This is a genomic window from Pseudomonas sp. ZS1P83, assembly GCF_054897825.1.
Genome location: NZ_CM142706.1, coordinates 4,983,110 through 4,999,463, shown reverse-complemented (window position 1 = coordinate 4,999,463; position 16,354 = coordinate 4,983,110). Strand labels below are relative to the sequence as shown.

The 16,354-nt window shown below is 61.9% G+C and carries 17 protein-coding genes; all 17 read right to left on the bottom strand.

What is annotated here, in order from left to right; all coding sequences use genetic code 11:
- Nucleotides 1–4 precede the first annotated feature (4 nt).
- On the bottom strand, nucleotides 5–1,231 hold the full coding sequence (locus tag ACYZT0_RS23475) for a beta-ketoacyl-ACP synthase (RefSeq protein ID WP_462043210.1): 1,227 nt from the start codon (nucleotides 1,229–1,231) through the stop codon (nucleotides 5–7).
- Nucleotides 1,231–1,959 carry a 3-oxoacyl-ACP reductase FabG gene (gene fabG / locus ACYZT0_RS23470; protein WP_462043209.1) on the bottom strand — a complete coding sequence of 243 codons (729 nt, stop codon included), beginning with the start codon at nucleotides 1,957–1,959 and terminating at the stop codon, nucleotides 1,231–1,233. The genes ACYZT0_RS23475 and fabG overlap by 1 nt, the downstream gene beginning before the upstream one ends.
- Complete coding sequence (locus ACYZT0_RS23465) at nucleotides 1,956–2,417, bottom strand: ApeP family dehydratase (protein WP_462043208.1); 462 nt, start codon at nucleotides 2,415–2,417, stop codon at nucleotides 1,956–1,958. The genes fabG and ACYZT0_RS23465 overlap by 4 nt, the downstream gene beginning before the upstream one ends.
- Entirely contained in the window at nucleotides 2,414–3,610 is a 1,197-nt protein-coding gene (locus ACYZT0_RS23460; RefSeq protein ID WP_462043207.1) for a beta-ketoacyl-[acyl-carrier-protein] synthase family protein, read from the bottom strand. The genes ACYZT0_RS23465 and ACYZT0_RS23460 overlap by 4 nt, the downstream gene beginning before the upstream one ends.
- Nucleotides 3,607–4,089: a hypothetical protein gene (locus ACYZT0_RS23455; protein WP_462043206.1), complete on the bottom strand. Its 483-nt coding sequence runs from the start codon at nucleotides 4,087–4,089 to the stop codon at nucleotides 3,607–3,609. The genes ACYZT0_RS23460 and ACYZT0_RS23455 overlap by 4 nt, the downstream gene beginning before the upstream one ends.
- Nucleotides 4,089–4,814 (bottom strand): class I SAM-dependent methyltransferase, encoded by a 726-nt coding sequence (locus ACYZT0_RS23450; protein ID WP_462043205.1) that lies wholly within the window; start codon nucleotides 4,812–4,814, stop codon nucleotides 4,089–4,091. Before ACYZT0_RS23450 ends, ACYZT0_RS23455 begins: the two co-directional genes overlap by 1 nt.
- Complete coding sequence (locus tag ACYZT0_RS23445; RefSeq protein WP_462043204.1) at nucleotides 4,811–6,058, bottom strand: NAD(P)/FAD-dependent oxidoreductase; 1,248 nt, start codon at nucleotides 6,056–6,058, stop codon at nucleotides 4,811–4,813. The genes ACYZT0_RS23450 and ACYZT0_RS23445 overlap by 4 nt, the downstream gene beginning before the upstream one ends.
- Nucleotides 6,045–7,205: a cation:proton antiporter gene (locus tag ACYZT0_RS23440; protein WP_462043203.1), complete on the bottom strand. Its 1,161-nt coding sequence runs from the start codon at nucleotides 7,203–7,205 to the stop codon at nucleotides 6,045–6,047. The genes ACYZT0_RS23445 and ACYZT0_RS23440 overlap by 14 nt, the downstream gene beginning before the upstream one ends.
- Nucleotides 7,202–9,541, bottom strand: a complete 2,340-nt coding sequence (locus ACYZT0_RS23435; RefSeq protein ID WP_462043202.1) for an MMPL family transporter — start codon at nucleotides 9,539–9,541, stop codon at nucleotides 7,202–7,204. Before ACYZT0_RS23435 ends, ACYZT0_RS23440 begins: the two co-directional genes overlap by 4 nt.
- Nucleotides 9,525–10,127, bottom strand: a complete 603-nt coding sequence (locus ACYZT0_RS23430; RefSeq protein WP_462043201.1) for an outer membrane lipoprotein carrier protein LolA — start codon at nucleotides 10,125–10,127, stop codon at nucleotides 9,525–9,527. The genes ACYZT0_RS23435 and ACYZT0_RS23430 overlap by 17 nt, the downstream gene beginning before the upstream one ends.
- A complete protein-coding gene (locus ACYZT0_RS23425) occupies nucleotides 10,124–10,549 on the bottom strand; it encodes an acyl-CoA thioesterase (RefSeq protein ID WP_462043200.1) in 426 nt (141 codons plus the stop codon). The genes ACYZT0_RS23430 and ACYZT0_RS23425 overlap by 4 nt, the downstream gene beginning before the upstream one ends.
- Entirely contained in the window at nucleotides 10,542–12,086 is a 1,545-nt protein-coding gene (locus ACYZT0_RS23420) for an HAL/PAL/TAL family ammonia-lyase (protein ID WP_462043199.1), read from the bottom strand. Before ACYZT0_RS23420 ends, ACYZT0_RS23425 begins: the two co-directional genes overlap by 8 nt.
- On the bottom strand, nucleotides 12,067–13,014 hold the full coding sequence (locus ACYZT0_RS23415) for an LpxL/LpxP family acyltransferase (protein ID WP_462043198.1): 948 nt from the start codon (nucleotides 13,012–13,014) through the stop codon (nucleotides 12,067–12,069). Before ACYZT0_RS23415 ends, ACYZT0_RS23420 begins: the two co-directional genes overlap by 20 nt.
- Nucleotides 13,011–13,745 (bottom strand): glycosyltransferase family 2 protein, encoded by a 735-nt coding sequence (locus ACYZT0_RS23410; protein ID WP_462043197.1) that lies wholly within the window; start codon nucleotides 13,743–13,745, stop codon nucleotides 13,011–13,013. The genes ACYZT0_RS23415 and ACYZT0_RS23410 overlap by 4 nt, the downstream gene beginning before the upstream one ends.
- Before the next feature lie 131 nt (nucleotides 13,746–13,876).
- On the bottom strand, nucleotides 13,877–15,559 hold the full coding sequence (locus tag ACYZT0_RS23405) for an AMP-binding protein (RefSeq protein WP_462043196.1): 1,683 nt from the start codon (nucleotides 15,557–15,559) through the stop codon (nucleotides 13,877–13,879).
- A complete protein-coding gene (locus ACYZT0_RS23400) occupies nucleotides 15,556–16,101 on the bottom strand; it encodes a COG4648 family protein (protein ID WP_462043195.1) in 546 nt (181 codons plus the stop codon). Before ACYZT0_RS23400 ends, ACYZT0_RS23405 begins: the two co-directional genes overlap by 4 nt.
- Nucleotides 16,098–16,352 (bottom strand): acyl carrier protein, encoded by a 255-nt coding sequence (locus ACYZT0_RS23395; protein WP_017336166.1) that lies wholly within the window; start codon nucleotides 16,350–16,352, stop codon nucleotides 16,098–16,100. Before ACYZT0_RS23395 ends, ACYZT0_RS23400 begins: the two co-directional genes overlap by 4 nt.
- Nucleotides 16,353–16,354 lie beyond the last annotated feature (2 nt).

Here is a 16,354-nt window from a genome sequence, read left to right as displayed (position 1 = left end):
TAAGTTACGACCAGCGCCGGAAGATCAGCGACGTATTAACCCCGCCAAACGCAAAATTATTGTTCATCACGTACTGGTTGCTCATCTTTCGGAACTCGCCGCGCAGGTAATCGAGCTTGCCGCAGTGCGGGTCGACCTCGTCGAGGTTGAGGGTGTGGACGTACAGGTCGCGGTTCAGCATTTCGATGCTGAACCAGGATTCCAGTGCACCGCAGGCTCCCAGGGTGTGGCCGAGGAAGCTCTTCTGCGAGCTGATCGGCATGTGCTCGCCGAACAACGCGCTCGTTGCCAGTGTTTCGGCAATGTCGCCTTGTTCAGTCGCGGTGCCGTGACCATTCACGTAGCCGATGTCCGAAGGCTTCAGCCCGGCGTCTTCCAGGGCCAGCTCCATGGCTCGGCGCATGGTGGTTTGCTCCGGCCGGGTGGCGTGCTGGCCGTCGGCGTTGCTGCCGAAACCGACGAGTTCGGCGTGGATGTGCGCACCGCGAGCCAAGGCGTGTTCGAGTTCTTCGAGCACCAGCATGCCGCCGCCTTCACCGATCACCAGGCCATCGCGGCCGATGTCGTAGGGGCGTGGGGAAGTCTGCGGTGCGTCGTTTTTCAGGCTGGTGGCGTAGAGCGCGTCGAAGACCATGGCTTCGGTCGGGCACAGTTCTTCGGCGCCGCCGGCGAGCATCAATGGCAAGCGGCCGAACTTGATCGATTCGTAGGCGTAACCGATGCCCTGACTGCCGCTGGTGCAAGCGCTGGAGGTCGGGATCAGCCGACCGGTGAGGCCGAAGAAGATGCTGATATTCGCCGCTGTGGTGTGCGGCATCATGCGCACGTAGGAGTTGGCGTTCAGGCCCTCGGCCACAGAGTTGAGCAGCATGTTGCCGAACGCCTTGATCTCGTCGGTGCTGCCGGTGGATGAGCCGCAGGAAACGCCCATGCGCCCGTCCTTGATCGATTCGTCACCCAACAGCCCGGCATCGGCCAATGCCTGTTCCGCCGCACCGACCGCCAGGCGCGAGACCCGGCCCATGCTGCGCAATTGTTTGCGGGTCCAGTGGCTCGGCACTTTGAAGTCATCGATCGGCCCCGCCAGGCGCGTGTTGAGTTCGGTGAAGCGATCCCACTCATCCATGCGGCGTATGCCGCTGCGATTGGCGGCGAAGTTGCTGGCGATGGTGTCCCAATCGCTGCCCAGTGAGGTGATGCCGGCCATGCCGGTGACGACGACGCGCTTCATCAGCACAGGCCTCCGTTGACGGCCAGAACCTGCCGGGTGATGTACGACGCTTCCGCCGACATCAGGAAATTCACAGCGCTGGCCACCTCTTCAGGTGTGCCCATGCGTTGTGCGGGAATCATTTTCATCAGTTCTTCCACCGGCACGTTTTCATCGAGCATCGCGGTGTCGATCAAGCCGGGTGCGACACAGTTAACGGTAATTTTGCGCTTGCCCAATTCGATCGCCAACGCCTTCGCGGCACCGATCAACCCGGCCTTGGAGGCGCTGTAGTTGACCTGGCCACGGTTGCCGATCAATCCGGAAACCGAGGTGATGCAAACAATCCGTCCGGCCGCGCGGCGACGAATCATCGGCATCATGACCGGGTGCAGCACGTTGTAGAAACCGTCGAGATTAGTGCGCATCACCACATCCCAATCATCCTCGCTCAGGGCTGGAAAAGCACCGTCGCGCGTCAGACCGGCGTTAAGCACCACGCCGTAATAGGCGCCGTGGGTTTCCACGTCGGCGTCGAGAGTGGCTTTGCAGCTGGCGCGGTCGGATACGTCGAATTGCAGGATGCGCGCTTTACGCCCCAACGCTTCGATGTCGGCCTTCACGGCTTCAGCGTCCGCAAGGCCACTGCGGCAATGCAGCACGATGTCATGCCCGGCCTGGGCCAGACGCAAAGCGATGGCGCGGCCGATGCCACGGCTGGAACCGGTGACCAGTACGGATTCAGTCATGACTGGGCTCCTTGAGATTCATGAAGGTATTGAGCGGCCTGAGGCGGACGGAACACGTTCAGACGAGCGGTGGCGTGAATGCCGGGGGCGGTGATGTGGCATTCGAATACGCCCATGCCGTTGTCGTCTTCCAGCGAGCGTATTCCGTGGATGGTCAGCTCGGTGCCGACGGGGAAGTGCTCGACGTTGCATTCGAATTTACGGGTGCCGAGCAGAAACCCCAGTTCCACCGCATCGCCACGCTGGCGGGCATGGCAACCGGCGTAGGCAGCGACGCTCTGGGCCATCAATTCGATGCCGACCCAGGCCGGCAGGCTGCCGTCCGGGCGGTTGAACAGGCCATCGGGCTTGACCGTGAGACGGGTGTGAATCTGCTCGTCATCGAACGCCAGGATCTGATCGATGAAGATCATGTCGCCAGCGTGCGGCAGCAGTTCGGCGATCGGCCAGTCAATCATGGGGCGTCTCCGATAATCAGGCTGACGTTGTTGCCACCGAAGGCAAAGGAGTTGCTCATCAGATAGCGAGGTGCAATGGACGCCAGGCGATTGGCCGGGGTCACCCAATTCAGGGCTGGCAGTTCGGGGTCCGGTTGGCCGTCCCAGACGTGGGGTGGCAAGGCGTGCTCGCGGTTGCCTGCACTCAGGCTCAACCAGCAGAACGCCGCTTCCAGAGCGCCGGCCGCGCCGAGGGTGTGGCCGGTCATGGGTTTAGTCGACGAACACGGCACACCCGCCGGGAACAACGTCGCCACTGCCAGGCTTTCCATGGCGTCGTTGTGTTGGGTGGCGGTACCGTGCAGGTTCAGGTAATCGATCTGCTGCGGCTGCAGTTCTGCTAGGCTCAAGGCTTTGCGCATTGCTTGCAGGGCGCCACGGCCGCTGGGTTCCGGTGCGGAAATGTGATGCGCATCGGAGCTGGCGCCACTGCCGAGCAGGGCAATCGGCTGGCTGTCGCCGACACTTTTGCTCATCAAAAACAGCACCGCCGCTTCGCCAATGTTGATGCCGTTACGGTTCACCGAAAACGGGTTGCAGCGTTGCCCGGACACCGCTTCCAGCGCTGAGAACCCATTGAGGGTCAGCTTGCACAGGCTGTCGACACCGCCGCACAGCACCGCGTCGCACACGCCCAGGTTCAGCAACCGCTGAGCACTCATCAGCGCTCGGGCGCTGGAGGTGCAGGCTGTGGAAATCACATAGGCCGGGCCGCTCAGTTGCAGCCAGTCGGCGAGGAAGTTCGCCGGGGCGCCGAGTTCCTGTTGCTGATAGTCGTAATCGGCCGGGAACTGATGCTCGCGGATGTAATGGGCCAGGCCGCGACTGGCTTCGTCGATGCCCGAAGTGCTGGTGCCCAGAACGATACCGATGCGGCTGCGACCGTAAGTCTGGATCGCCTGGTCGATGTCTTCGCGAATTTGCAACGCGGCTTCCAACAGCAATTGATTATTACGGCTGCTTTGCTGCGCAAGCTCAGCCGGGATCGGTGCCAGTTCACCTTGGACCGCGGCCACGGGTAGCGACCGTTCCGCCACCCAGCCGGCTTCATTGCGCATGCCCGAGCAGTCACCGGCAAACAAGTTGCGGGCGACTTCGTGCTTGTCACGGCCCAGGGTGCAGATCACCCCGAGGGCATTCAGGTAGGCCGTCATGGCGCGTCCCCACTGAGCGGCGTGACGCGATATTTCGGGCCTTTGGGCAGGTTCAATTCAAAACTCATGGGTTGTGAGTAACGGACGTCCCAGTGCGCTGGCAAGGACCGCTGCGCGCCATGCTGCCAAGCGGCGGGATAGTTGCCTGACAGTTCATCTTTGGGGGTCAGTGCAAACAGCAACGCAGCGAACAGCTCTCGCGCTTCTGGATTGGGTGGCAGCAGGCCGTCAGCCTGCCACTCACCATCGACCAGTTTCTGGCGTGCCTGTGGAATGCCCAGCAAGTCCATCATCGACCAGCGAATGCCCGGGCCTTCACGCTGGATCACCAGCACCCAGTCCTGCCGTTGGTCGGCCACCAGGCGCTGGATGTGCAATTGCAGCGGCAACGACAGGTTCAGAGGGTGCTCGGGCAGCGGCGCCCGGCTGGCACAGGCGCTCAGCAACAGGACGCAACCCAGGAGCAGAAAACGGATCATCAGGCACACCTTTCAAGGGGTTTGCGCGCGACCACATTGACCAGGGTTTCTTCCCGTTGGCCAATGGGTTTTGGCTGGCGTAGACCAAAGCGTTCAAGCAAGCCGAAATCCTTGGAGCGGCTCCACCACAGGTACGGATAAGACACGTTTTTCGGGCCGAATTCGAAACCCTGTTGGCGAATCATTTCCAGATACCCGGCGGCGCTCTTCTGCACATGCATTGGATGGCGGAACAACCAGCGGATCACCCAGGTATCAATGTAAGCCTCGGTGGATTCGGCGAACAGCAGATAGCCACCGGGCTTGAGCACGCGGTAGAACTCGGCCAGTGCCTGATCTTGCTGCACCAGATGATGGAAGGTCTGGTGACAGAACAGCAGATCGACGCTGGCGTCCGCAACGTTGATGCGCGCGCAGTCGCTGCCGATCAACTCAACCTCCATGCCCTGACGGACGGCTTCTTCGCCGGCCAGGTTCAGGCTGTGAGGGTCGGCGTCCAGACCGATCAGGCGCTGGGGCGCAAAGGTCTGGTGCAAGTACTGGAATGACTTTCCCTGACCGCAACCGGCATCCAGCAGCACCGGGTTGCTCGGCGGTGTTTCGCTGAACAGGCTGCGCAAATCGTTGATTGCCACTCGCAGTACATGGTGCTGCCAGGTGTGGCTGCGCAGGAACCAGAAACCGAAACGGGTTTCTTCGACGTAGGTGTCGCTCAAGTAGCTCAAGAGGCATCACTCGCGCAAATTTCCGAGAGCATACGCAACCGGCGTTTGGCTTCGCTGACAAACGGATTACGTTCGTCCCACGCATAGCCGGCCAGGATCGAGCTGATCATGCGGCGAATATCCGCAGAGCCGCCCACGTGATAGATCACGTCCTGGAACGTCCCGGCGTACCAGCCTTCGACGTAGCAACGGAAGGTGTCGACGCCGCGCTTGAGCGGGATGGCGAACTCAGTCTGCCAATCGACACGTTCGCCTTGCAGTTGGCGATGCAGAACCCCGGCGGCCATGCTCGCCGAGCGCATGGCGATGGTCACGCCGGAGGAGAACACCGGGTCGAGAAACTCCGCCGCGTTGCCGAGCAGTGCAAAGCCAGGACCGTGGAGCGTTTTGACGTTGGCCGAGTAGCCGCCGATGGTTCGAGCAGGCGTATCCCACACAGCGTTGTTCAGCACACCGGCCAGGCTTGGGGTTTCAGCGATAAACCCACGCAGGCACTCGTCCAGATTCTCCATGCGGCCTTCGAAGTGTTCGGCTGCCGCAACCACGCCCACCGAGCAACGGCCTTTGCTGAACGGGATGGTCCAGAACCAGATATCGCGGTGGATCGGATGGGTGGTGATGAGGATTTTTTCCCGCTCGAAGGTCGGGTTGTCAATGTGGTCTTCGACATGGGTGAACACAGCCTGACGCACCGGGAAATCCGACGGTGCTTCAAGGTCGAGCAAGCGCGGTAACACGCGGCCGTAGCCGCTGGCATCAAGTACGAAATCGGCTTCGACGCGGTACTGGCTGCCGTCTTCGCGAAGCACGTCGAGCTGCGGTTTGGGCAGTGTGAAATCGACGCTGACGATGGCTTCGCCGTAGCGAACGTCCACGCCTTGCAGCGCGGCCTGATCGGCCAGCAGTTTGTCGAAATCGGCACGCTGGACCTGGAAGGTGGTTGGCTTGCCGTTGCTGAAGGTGTCACCGAAATCAAAAGCGCTGTACTGCTCGCCCCAGGCGAATGCCGCACCGTTTTTCAACTGGAATCCAGCGGCGTTTACGGCCTCGAGCATGCCGGCTTCTTCGACGAAATCCAGGCAGTGAGACAGCAGGCTTTCACCGATGGAAAACCTTGGGAAATGCTGGCGTTCGATCATCAACACATCGTGGCCTTTGCGCTTGAGCAGCGCGGCGGCGATGGCGCCCGATGGACCGGCACCGATCACCACGACCTGGCGATGTTCCATTTCAACTGTTGGCACGGGGGCTCCTTGCCGGGACGGCGATGTTCAGAGGGGTTCGGTGCATGCCGGCAAGTGCCGGCAGCAGTGTCGCGATCAGGCCCATCACCATCAGCGCGAAGTACAGCGCCGGGCTGATGAGGTGTTGTTGCAGCAGCAAGTTGAGAAAGACGATTTCACTCAAGCCACGAATATTCAGCAAGATACTTTCGCGCCAGCGACTGGCGCCTTCAAACGAGGCGCCGGCCCACCCGAGGCCCAGCCAGTTGCCCAGCAGTTTACTGGCAATCGGGAACAGCAGCAGTGCCGCCAGTTGCACCCAGCCGAGGCTGGCCATGGCGCTGTGGACGTTGATCTGCACGATGCCGAACGTGAGGATCAGCGGGATCGCGATGTACGTCTGCAAGTGACTCATCCAGATCACCGGCAACGGCAGCACCAGCGGCACTTTGAGCAGGGCCATCCACATCAGGTAGCCGATGCCGAAAATCAGCGCGTTGAGCTTGAAGTGTTCCGCCACGACCAGCAGTGCGAAGAAGCAACCGCTGTGCAGCAACGGTTGGCGCAATCGGAGCAGACGCAGCAGCAACGGCAGGCAGGCGCCCGCCAGCGGCAGCAGGAGGCTGCTCAAGTGCAGGCTGCCCTGGGCGATGGCGAACAGGGTCCAGCAGGTGAGGTCGATGAGGATGGCGGTCTGCACCAGTCGCCGGGTCGCGGTGGGCGGGTAGTTGATGTGCCGCAGGTACAAATACAACACCGGAATCGCGGTGATGGCGAACAGCAAGCCGACCGCCAGAGAACTGATCCACGGCTGCGGCGGTAACAGCCACACCGCTGTCGCGAGGCCGCAGGCAAACGGAATGGAGAAACTCGGCAGGGCGATTTTCAGGCTCTGACGGTCGAGTCGCAGGTCGATCACGTCACTGAGAATGTGCCCCAGCAACAAGGCAAAACTCAGGCTGTAGAGGTTTTTCAGCCAGACCGGCGCGACCAGCGCGGCGCCGCTTAATTGCCACTGGGGTTCGACCCAGAAGTACATCAGTAGCGGCAGGCCGAAGGTGGCCAGCAGCAACTGGCTGACGATCGGGATCACGCCGAAGTGACGACCGACCCGGGTGGCCACGGCGAACAGTGCCAGGGCCATTGCCCAAAACAAGGCAATCATCATGCAGCAGACTCCGCGACCGGGGTGGTGTGAATCTGGCGTCCGGCCCAAGGCGCAAGCATGAAGCTGAAGGCCAGGCCCAGGCTAACGGACAGGCCGAAGTTGCTCACCGCCGGAGTGCTGGACACTGCCAGCAGACCGAACGACAGCCAGGTGGTCAGTGCCGCCAGCAAGGTGCCCAGCAGGCTCACCGCAGCGCCACCGACCTGTTCACGCATGAGGATCGCGTAATCGACGCTGATGGCCGTCACCAGCAGCAGGCCGAACAGGCTGAACAGCGTCAGCGGTTGCCCCAGCCAACCGAGACTGGCCAGGCTGCACAGCGCGGCCAGCAGTGGCAGGGCGACGATTCGCAGCGCGCCGCCGAAGCCGAACGGCAGGATCAGCACCAGCACGATCAGCACACAGGAAGCGAGTTTCAGCTCTGCGGCACTGACCTGAGTCGCGGCGAACACCTTGTTCAACTCACCGAGGCGATCCACCAGTTCCACGCCCGGCAAATCCAGCGCCTGGACGCGCAGCAGAGAGGGGTTGTTCAGGCCTTGCAGACTGACCATCGCCGCTACGCCGTCCTCGGTCGGCCCCAGCCACAGTGCGCGATAGGGTTCGGCCAACGGACCGACCAGCGCCGCGTCGATGTCTTCGGTGGGCAGTGCCTGTAACTTCGTGAGCTCTGCTTGCAGCGCCTCGGCCGGCACGCCGACATCGAGCAGCGGTTGCCAGAACTGCGGCAATGTGTTCAACGCTTCGCGCACTTGCCGCTGTTCGGTCGGCTGGCTAACCAGTTGATTGAGCGACAGATAACCCTGGAGTTTTTCCAGGTTGATCAACTGATCCAGCCGCTCGCTCAACGCGGTTTGGCGTTCGAGCAGTTCCTGCTGATTGGCCGCCCGCACCAGGAAGAACTGGCTGGTGGGTTGATAGCCCGTGATGCGCGCAATGGTTTGTGCTTGGTCAGTCAGTTGCTGCGGTGCACCGACCCATTGGCGAATGTCGTTTTTGGTGTCGAGCTGCAACAGACCACCCACACAAAAGGCAATCAGCAGCGCCAACAACACCGGCGTGCTCGCGAGTTTGAGCAACGCTTCACGGCGCCCCAGCAAATACTCGGAAACCCGCAGTGGCCATTGCGCCGGTCGTAGGTCTACGCCTTTGAGCAGTGCCGGGAGCAGGCACACCGCAGACAAATAAGCACCGAGCAGACCAGCGGCAGAGAACACGGCAATCTGGGTCAGCGCCGGGAAGGGGGTCCAGGCCAGGGCCAGGTAACCGATGCAACTGGTGATCAGGCTCAGCGTCAGGCCCGGCAACGTCAGGCGCAGGGCCGGCCAACTGTGCCAGGGTTTCAGGCTCCAGCTCTTGGACAGGTAATGCAGCGGGTAATCGACCGCCACGCCGATCAGGCTCGAACCGAGCACCAGCGTCATCACGTGCATATGGCCGAACAGCGCCACGCAGGCCACCGCGCCGAAGAGCATGCCCACCAGCACCGGGACGAAGGCCAGCAACACGCGCCAGCGCCGGAAGGCCAGCAACAGCAACAACAGAATCCCCGCTGTGGCACCGCCACCGACCCAGGTCATTTCTCGCGTCGCTTGCTGTTGACCGGCTGCTGCGTAGAGCAGGCCGCTGGCGGCAATCAGCTGCACGTCGGCTTGGGCGGCCTCTTCGCGGCTGTGCTTGAGCAGATCGGCCACTTGCAGCGGCAGGTTCATGTCGAAGGCGTTGCCCGTGGTTCGCGAGCGCAGCAACACCCAGCTCTTGCCGTCGGCATCGGCGACCAGCGCACCGCTGCCGATGTCCAGTTGCACGGCGCCGTGTTGCGGCTGGCTGTTCTGGATGCGCCCGGTCAGGCCCAGCCAGTCATCCTGGCTCGGCACCAGACTGAAACCGGTGAAGGGGTCGAACAGCGCTTGCACCCTTTGCTGGATAAACGCGTCGGGATGCTCGATCAGTTGCTGCCGGTCGACCGCCGAGAGCATTGCCAGTCGGCCTTGCAGCAATTGCGTGCGCAGCGCCGGGAGGTCGGCTTGCAGGTTCCATTGGACCTTTTCGAATAAGCCGCTCGCCTGCCACTGCTCACCCAGTTTCTGCGCCATGGCGACGGCTTGCTGGCGATCCGTATGACCCACCAACACCAGCATTTCGCGGTTCAGCGGTTCTTGCATGCGTTGTTCGGCGCGCAGTTCCAGCGCGTCCGGCGCCGTGCCTGGCACCAGTTCCATCAGGTTGGCCGACAGCGGGGCGCCGTCACGCCATTGCCAACCGGCGAGCGCGAGCACCGCCAGCAGCAGGATCAGAAACAGCCGCGGAAGACTCCGTTCACTCGGCAAAGTCATGTTGCTCCGCGTTGCTCAACGGTTGGGCGCTGGTGCTGTCTTGCATGCGTAAAAGCGTGCTGTCGCCCTGGGTTTCGAGCAGCTCGATGCTGTGCACCAGTTCGCCGCCGGCAATGTTGATCTGAGTGAACACCTGCTTGAGGAGCATTGAACGCGGGGTCAGCGTCAGCTTCCAGTTCTGCGCATCGCCGCTCAGCGAAAGCTCGAAATCCCGTTGCAGCCCGCTGCTGTCACCTTGCAGTACGGCGAGGAACAAGCGGTTCTGCTGGGCGCCGGCATGCTTGCTCGGGAGCATTTGCCAACCGTTGGCGTCACGCCGGGCAATGCCTTTGTCGCTGATGCGGTAATCCTGTTGCAGCGGGGTTTTCAGCAGCCAGAGCAAGCCGTGGTTTTTAGCGAGGACGAAGGTGCCTTTGCTGGTCAACGGCTGGGGCAGGGAGCGCAGGTGTTTTTCCTGGATGAAGTTGCCGTGGATCACATCAGGTTTGGCCAATTGATCGCTGAGTTGTTGCAGATCGAAGGCATGAGCGATTGATGACAAACCAAGCAGCGCCACCGCGCCGAGGCATTTGAAGAACGGGGTCATGCGAGCATCCTTTCAACAGCGTCAGTGAAGACCTTGGGTGAGGCCAACAGCATTTCGCGGCTGCTCATGTCGACGGCGACCTGCACGGAACTGGCGCGGGTCAAGCGTTCGCCGGTTTCCAGATCGCTGATCAGGTAGCTGATCTTCAGACGGTTCTCCCACTCGACCAGGTTTGCGCGCACATTCAACTTCTGGCCGAACACTGCGCCGCGCACATAACGCAATTGCAGATCGATCACCGGCCATGCGAAACCGGACTCGACCATGGCGTCGTAGTTGTGGCCGATCTTGTCCAGCAGCGCGCAGCGGGCGACTTCCAGGTATTTGACGTAATGGCCGTGCCAGACGACGTTCATGGTGTCGACGTCAAAGAACGGCACGAGGATTTCCGTATCGGTGTGAAGCACGCCCTTGCTACGCATGCAGCCTCCAGTGTTGCTCGGCGATACGCTGCAGGCACAGGCGCAATTCGCCTTCCAGCGCCCGGTCTTCGATGACCGGCGGGAAGTCTTTCGCCAGCTCTTCGTGCATGGCGGCCAGGGCTGGCGGCAATGGACGGCCATCCTCGGCCTTGCTGCGCAGCCAGACGCCTTGATTGGCGGCCAGCAGGGTGGCGGCGGCGACCTGTTCGGTCAGTTCCAGCACGCGGATCGCATCGCGAGCGGCGATGGTGCCCATGCTCACCTTGTCCTGGTTGTGACACTCAGTGGAGCGCGAGAAGACACTGGCCGGCATGGTGTTTTTCAGCGCTTCGGCGGTCCAGGCACTGGTGCCGATCTGCACGGCTTTGAAGCCGTGGTTGAGCATCGCGCGATCCGCGGTTGCACCGGACAGGTTGCTCGGCAAACCGTGGTTGTATCGCTCGTCCACCAGCAACGCGAGTTGACGGTCGAGCAGATCGGCGACATTGGCCACCAGGTTCTTCAGGCTGTCCATGGCGAACGCAATGTGGCCGCCATAGAAGTGCCCACCGTGCAGCACGCGTTCGGCTTCGGCGTCGATGATCGGGTTGTCGTTGGCACTGTTGAGCTCGATCTCGATGAATGAGCGCAGCCAGTTCAGGCTGTCGGCCAGCACGCCGAGGACGTGGGGCGCGCAACGCAGGGAATAGCGGTCTTGCAGGCGATGCAGCGGCGCGGTCGGCGCGTCGATCGCCAGATCCTTGCGCAGCCACGCGGCGACTTTCATTTGTCCCGGATGCGGTTTGGCGGCGAACAGGCGCTCGTCGAAGTGCTCGGGGTTACCTTGCAGCGCGACCACGTTCAACGCGGTGATGCGGGTGGCCAATTGCAGCAGGTAATCGGCGCGGGCGAAAGCGAGGCAAGCGATACCGGTCATCACGGCGGTGCCGTTCATCAGCGCCAGTGCTTCTTTGGGACGCAGTACCAGCGGTTCCCAACCCAGTTCGCGGTGCACGTCGGCGGCTTGCCAGCGTTCACCCCGGAACATCACTTCACGCTCACCGGACAGGGTCGCGGCGACGTAGGACAACGGCGTCAGATCACCGCTGGCGCCCACCGAACCTTCTTCCGGAATCAGCGGCAGAATGTCGTGTTCGAGGAAGGCTTGCAGGCGTTCCAGCAGCTCCACGCGCACCCCGGACACGCCGTGGCACAGCGACTGCAAACGTGCCGCCAATACCGCACGAGTGGCTTGTGCATCGAGCAGTTTGCCCAGGCCGCAGCCGTGGAACGTGTACAGATGACGGGGCAACGCCTCGACGTGATGCAGCGGCACCGCGACCACGCAGGAATCGCCGTAACCGGTGGTCACACCGTAGATCACGCCTTCCTTGTCCAGCAGGGAGTCGAGGAATCGCGCCCCTTTGGCGATACGCTCGCGGTACGCAGGGTCGCCTTGCAACTGCGTCGGCACCTGACGATTGGCCAGGGCCAGCACGTCTTCGATGCGCAAAGGGAGTTCGCCGAAGGTTACCGGCTCAAGCGTTGGCGTCGTCATCGGTCTTCCAGAAAGGGTAAAAGTTAAACCATTGTTGAGGCGCTTCAAGGCAATAGTGACCCAAGCGTTCGGCATAGCGGGAGGCCCACTGATGAATGACCTGCTCGCGGTCGCTGCGTTTCCACACCACGGCCTCGGCGAACGGTTCGAGGGTCAGTCGATAGTCGCCCGTCGGTTTCTTCAGGCACAGCATCAGGTTGATCGGGCATTTCAGCAGCCCGGCCAGCAACCATGGCCCCTGAGGGAACGCGGCTTGATGGCCGAGGAAATCCACGGTCACGCTACGCCCGCCATGCAGCGGCACGCGGTCGCCGGCAATCGCCAGCCACTCGCCGCGTTCCAGGCGTTCATGAAGTTGCAGCATGATCAGCGGGTCCAGTTCGCTGACCTGGATCAGGCGCAGATTGGTCGCGCCGGCCTCGCCCAGCAAACGGTTGAATTGCTCGGCGTGCTTGGTGTGCACCAACACGTTCATCGTGACTTTTTCGCCGATCTCCGCCAACGCACGACAGACCTCGAGATTGCCCAGGTGCGCGCCCACCAGCATCTGCCCGCGGGTGCCGCGCAGTTGATTGCGCAGCAATGCCGGGTCGATGATTTCAATCTGCTCGATGCTCAGCTTGCCGTTCCACACGTCGAGTTTGTCGAGCATGGAGTCGGCGAAGGCCATGAACTGGCCGAACACCCGCCAATGAGTCGGGCGCAATGTGTTGCGACCACTCCAGTCGGCGAGCCGTTGCTGGTATTGCCAGGCGCTGCGGCGAGCGCTGCGACCGAACAGGAAAAAGTACAGTACGATGCCGTACAGCAGCGGGCTCAGCAGCCGACGGCCCAACACCTTTGCACCGAACGCCGTGAGCTTCATTAGCCAGAAGCTGCCGCGCTCCTGGCGGTCAGCCCAGTGCTTTTTGTCCACGTTGCTGCTCATGCTCGCCACCGGCGCCAGAGAATCACCGGCGCTCGCAGCAACATGCCGAAGAACAGCCGGGTGTGCATGCTCGTAATCAGCACATTGTCGTGGAACAGGCGGAAATGCGAGACGCCATCCAGCGGGTAATGGACTTTGGTTTGCAGCCATTGCATGGGGAGATTGCGCCACGCCAGTCGCACGAGAATGTCCGAGTCGAAGTCCATGCGCTTGCCGATCTTCGCGGTATCGATCAGCGCCAGGGTCGGTGGCAACGGATAGACGCGGAAGCCGCACATGGAATCGCGAATCTGCAACGACAGGGTGTTGATCCAGACCATCACGTGAGTCAGGTAACGGGCGTACAAACGACCTTTCGGCACGCTGGCGTCGTATTGCGGATAGCCGCAGATCACCGCTTCGGGATGGGCGCGTGACTGTTCGATGAAGGTCTGGACGTCTTGCAGATCATGCTGACCGTCGGCGTCCACCTGCAAGGCATGGCTGAAGCCCAGGCGCGAGGCTTCGCGGAAACCGGTCATGACCGCACCACCCTTGCCCTGGTTGGCGCCGAGTCGGATCAGGTACACCTTGTCGCGCTGGGCCAGTTGATCGAGCACCTTTGCACAGGCCGGGCTGCTGGCGTCGTCCACAAGAATGCACGGCAGGCGGCTTGCGAGCAGCGCATCAACCACGGTGGTGATGGCGGTTTCGTGGTTGTAGACCGGGACCACGGCGCAGGGGTTATGCATGATGGCGCACGCCTGAAAGACCGAGTTGTCTGCTTCGCGAGCAGGCTCGCTCCCACAGGGGATTCGTGTTGGGCGCAGATCCAGTGTAGGAGCGAGCCTGCTCGCGAATGAGTGCGCAGCACTCACCAAGGTTATGCATCGGTTGCTGCCTCCAGCAAGATCCGCCCACTGGAGCAGGTCGCGGTCTCGTTGCGATAGGCGAAATACAACTTGTTGCGCGTCGGGTCGAAGCGCAAGTGCAGCTGGACTTCATCGCCGGGGCGCACCAGTTGCTGGAATTTCAGCACTTCCATGCCGGCGAATTTTGCCGGCAGGTCCATCAATTGCTGGCCCAGCGTTAACGCCCATTCCACTTGCACCACACCGGGCAATACCGGCGCCTGGGGGAAGTGGCCGCTGAAGTAAGCGAGGTCGGGTGGTACCGCCAGTTGCAGGCTCCACTCGCCATCGACTTCGATCTGCTCCAGGACCTCCGGGGCCTTGGTGCGCGGCGCCAGCAGCAGGGCTTCAACGGTGGCCTGGGGCAGTTTGCCCTGAGCGTTCAGCGGCAGATGCCGCAACAGGCGCCAACGGCGTGGCAAGGCCAAGGCTTCGCAATGCTGGCTCAGATGTTGACGCAGTTCTTGCGTGAGGGTGCGTCGACCCTGATTACGCAGGGCATGCAGGCCTGACTCGGTCAGCACCAGCAGCGCACCCAACGAAGCGCGGTTTTCCTGAACCACGCCAAGACGCGCTTCGGCGACCCAGTCGTGGGCCATTAGAGCCTGTTCCAGCATCGGTAGCGAGATACGTTTTTCTTCCAGTTTGACGATCCGGTCCAGACGTCCGAGCAGTTCGAATCGGCCGTCGGCAGCGATTCGCGCGGCGTCCGCAGTGTGTTCGATATGGCCGTGCGGTAAGTACGGCGAAGCAATGAGCAGAGCGCCGTCGCTGTCCTGGCTCAATTCAATGTCAGCAAAGGGCTGCCAGAGATCGTGACCCTGACGCCAGGCGATGCCGCCGGTTTCCGAGCTGCCGAGGATTTCCGTCGGCCATTGCTGCAGGCGTTGCTGGAGGCTTTGCGCGGCCTCGGCCGGTAATGCACCGCCGGAGGAAAATACTCGGCGAACCGCGCTTAAAGCGGGCCAGTCAAGGTTGTCGCCCATGCGCTTGAGCAGTGCCGGGCTGGCAACCCAGACAAACGCCGGGTGTTCGCGGCTGGCGCGCTGCAGGTCTTCAGGGAATGCCAGCTGCTTGCGCACAAACGAGCGCCCGGCGCACAGCGGCCACAGCACTCGAAACAATAATCCGTAGATATGTTGAGTGGCGACGCTGCCAATGATGCAAGCCTGGCCCAGATCGGTTCCCCAGAGCAGCTCCAGCGCTTCGACTTCATTGGCCAGTTGACGCAGGGTTTTGTCGATGCGCTTGGGCTCGCCACTGGAACCGGAGGTACACAGGCTCAGCGAACAGCGATCCAGATCCAGTGCAGCGGCCATCAACGGCGGATGTCGGTAATCGCTCAGGTGCGCGTCATCGGCCTGATCGGTCAGCCACAGATCGACTTCGGTCGACCAGCGCTGTCGAGTCTGGGCTTGCAGGTCTGCGGGCAGCAGCACGCTGACCCCGGCACGCCAGGCACCCAGCAGGGCAATCGCCAGGTCGGCGGCATCCTCAAGGTGCACGGCAATGCGCCGTACACTCTGGGCTTGCAGGCCCGCGGCGAGGCTCAACGCCTGTACGCACAGTTGCGCGTGATTCAGCGTCGGTTCGGCCGTCACGGCACGTTCCGATTGCGCCTTGAGCAACAGTTGCTCAAGTTTTATCCAATTCATGGGTGGCCTCGTACCCGTTGTCGTATAAGCCATTCAATGGCAAACAGCAGGCCCATCAATCCGTAGGAAATCAGGCCGGTGTACAACATCCACCAACTCAGCGGTGCCCAGAGGGTCAGAGCGGCGGCGAGCAAACCATTGCAGAGGAAAAACACGCTCCAGACGATCGTCACCTGGCGCGTATAAACAATCGCCTTGGCCGGCAATTGCGGTTCACGCATACGCGCCAGACGTTCGATCATCGGTGGGCCGTATTTCAGGCTCAGGCCAAACAACCCAAGCATGAAAGCGCTGATCAGCACCGGGTACCAGCGCAGCAACAGCGGGCTGTCGAACAGCGCCAGCAACAGGCAAAAAACGATCGCGGTGATCGCCATCCACACGCTGCCAGGACGGCGCGCGCCGAGCAGCGCCCGGGCCAGCCACAGACTGCCCAGCAGCAGACCGAACTGCCATGGGGCGAAATGCTCCATGCCGAAATACACCGCGAAGGGGTACAGCAGACCCGCCAGCAGCAGGCCAAGGCCGATCAATCGACTCATGCGGCCGGCTGAACCAGACGGTAGACCGCCTCGACCACGTCGCTGACCGTGCGCACCGTTTTGAATTCTTCGGCAGCGATTTTCTTGCCGGTCTGACGTTTGATGTGATCGATCAGGTCGACCGCGTCAATGCTGTCAATTTCCAGGTCCTGATACAGGTTGGATTCGAGGCTCACGCGCTCAGGGTCCAGCTCGAAGAGCTCGACCAGAGCATCGCGCAGGGTGTTGAAGATGTCGTCACGAGTTTGCATGG

What these genes read in the sequence shown, in the direction of transcription:
- ACYZT0_RS23475 (WP_462043210.1), bottom strand. Translation starts at nt 1,231, where the DNA reads ATGAAGCGCGTCGTCGTCACCGGCATGGCCGGCATCACCTCACTGGGC.
- fabG (WP_462043209.1), bottom strand. Translation starts at nt 1,959, where the DNA reads ATGACTGAATCCGTACTGGTCACCGGTTCCAGCCGTGGCATCGGCCGC.
- ACYZT0_RS23465 (WP_462043208.1), bottom strand. Translation starts at nt 2,417, where the DNA reads ATGATTGACTGGCCGATCGCCGAACTGCTGCCGCACGCTGGCGACATG.
- ACYZT0_RS23460 (WP_462043207.1), bottom strand. Translation starts at nt 3,610, where the DNA reads ATGACGGCCTACCTGAATGCCCTCGGGGTGATCTGCACCCTGGGCCGT.
- ACYZT0_RS23455 (WP_462043206.1), bottom strand. Translation starts at nt 4,089, where the DNA reads ATGATCCGTTTTCTGCTCCTGGGTTGCGTCCTGTTGCTGAGCGCCTGT.
- ACYZT0_RS23440 (WP_462043203.1), bottom strand. Translation starts at nt 7,205, where the DNA reads ATGATGATTGCCTTGTTTTGGGCAATGGCCCTGGCACTGTTCGCCGTG.
- ACYZT0_RS23435 (WP_462043202.1), bottom strand. Translation starts at nt 9,541, where the DNA reads ATGACTTTGCCGAGTGAACGGAGTCTTCCGCGGCTGTTTCTGATCCTG.
- ACYZT0_RS23430 (WP_462043201.1), bottom strand. Translation starts at nt 10,127, where the DNA reads ATGACCCCGTTCTTCAAATGCCTCGGCGCGGTGGCGCTGCTTGGTTTG.
- ACYZT0_RS23425 (WP_462043200.1), bottom strand. Translation starts at nt 10,549, where the DNA reads ATGCGTAGCAAGGGCGTGCTTCACACCGATACGGAAATCCTCGTGCCG.
- ACYZT0_RS23420 (WP_462043199.1), bottom strand. Translation starts at nt 12,086, where the DNA reads ATGACGACGCCAACGCTTGAGCCGGTAACCTTCGGCGAACTCCCTTTG.
- ACYZT0_RS23415 (WP_462043198.1), bottom strand. Translation starts at nt 13,014, where the DNA reads ATGAGCAGCAACGTGGACAAAAAGCACTGGGCTGACCGCCAGGAGCGC.
- ACYZT0_RS23410 (WP_462043197.1), bottom strand. Translation starts at nt 13,745, where the DNA reads ATGCATAACCCCTGCGCCGTGGTCCCGGTCTACAACCACGAAACCGCC.
- ACYZT0_RS23405 (WP_462043196.1), bottom strand. Translation starts at nt 15,559, where the DNA reads ATGAATTGGATAAAACTTGAGCAACTGTTGCTCAAGGCGCAATCGGAA.
- ACYZT0_RS23400 (WP_462043195.1), bottom strand. Translation starts at nt 16,101, where the DNA reads ATGAGTCGATTGATCGGCCTTGGCCTGCTGCTGGCGGGTCTGCTGTAC.
- ACYZT0_RS23395 (WP_017336166.1), bottom strand. Translation starts at nt 16,352, where the DNA reads ATGCAAACTCGTGACGACATCTTCAACACCCTGCGCGATGCTCTGGTC.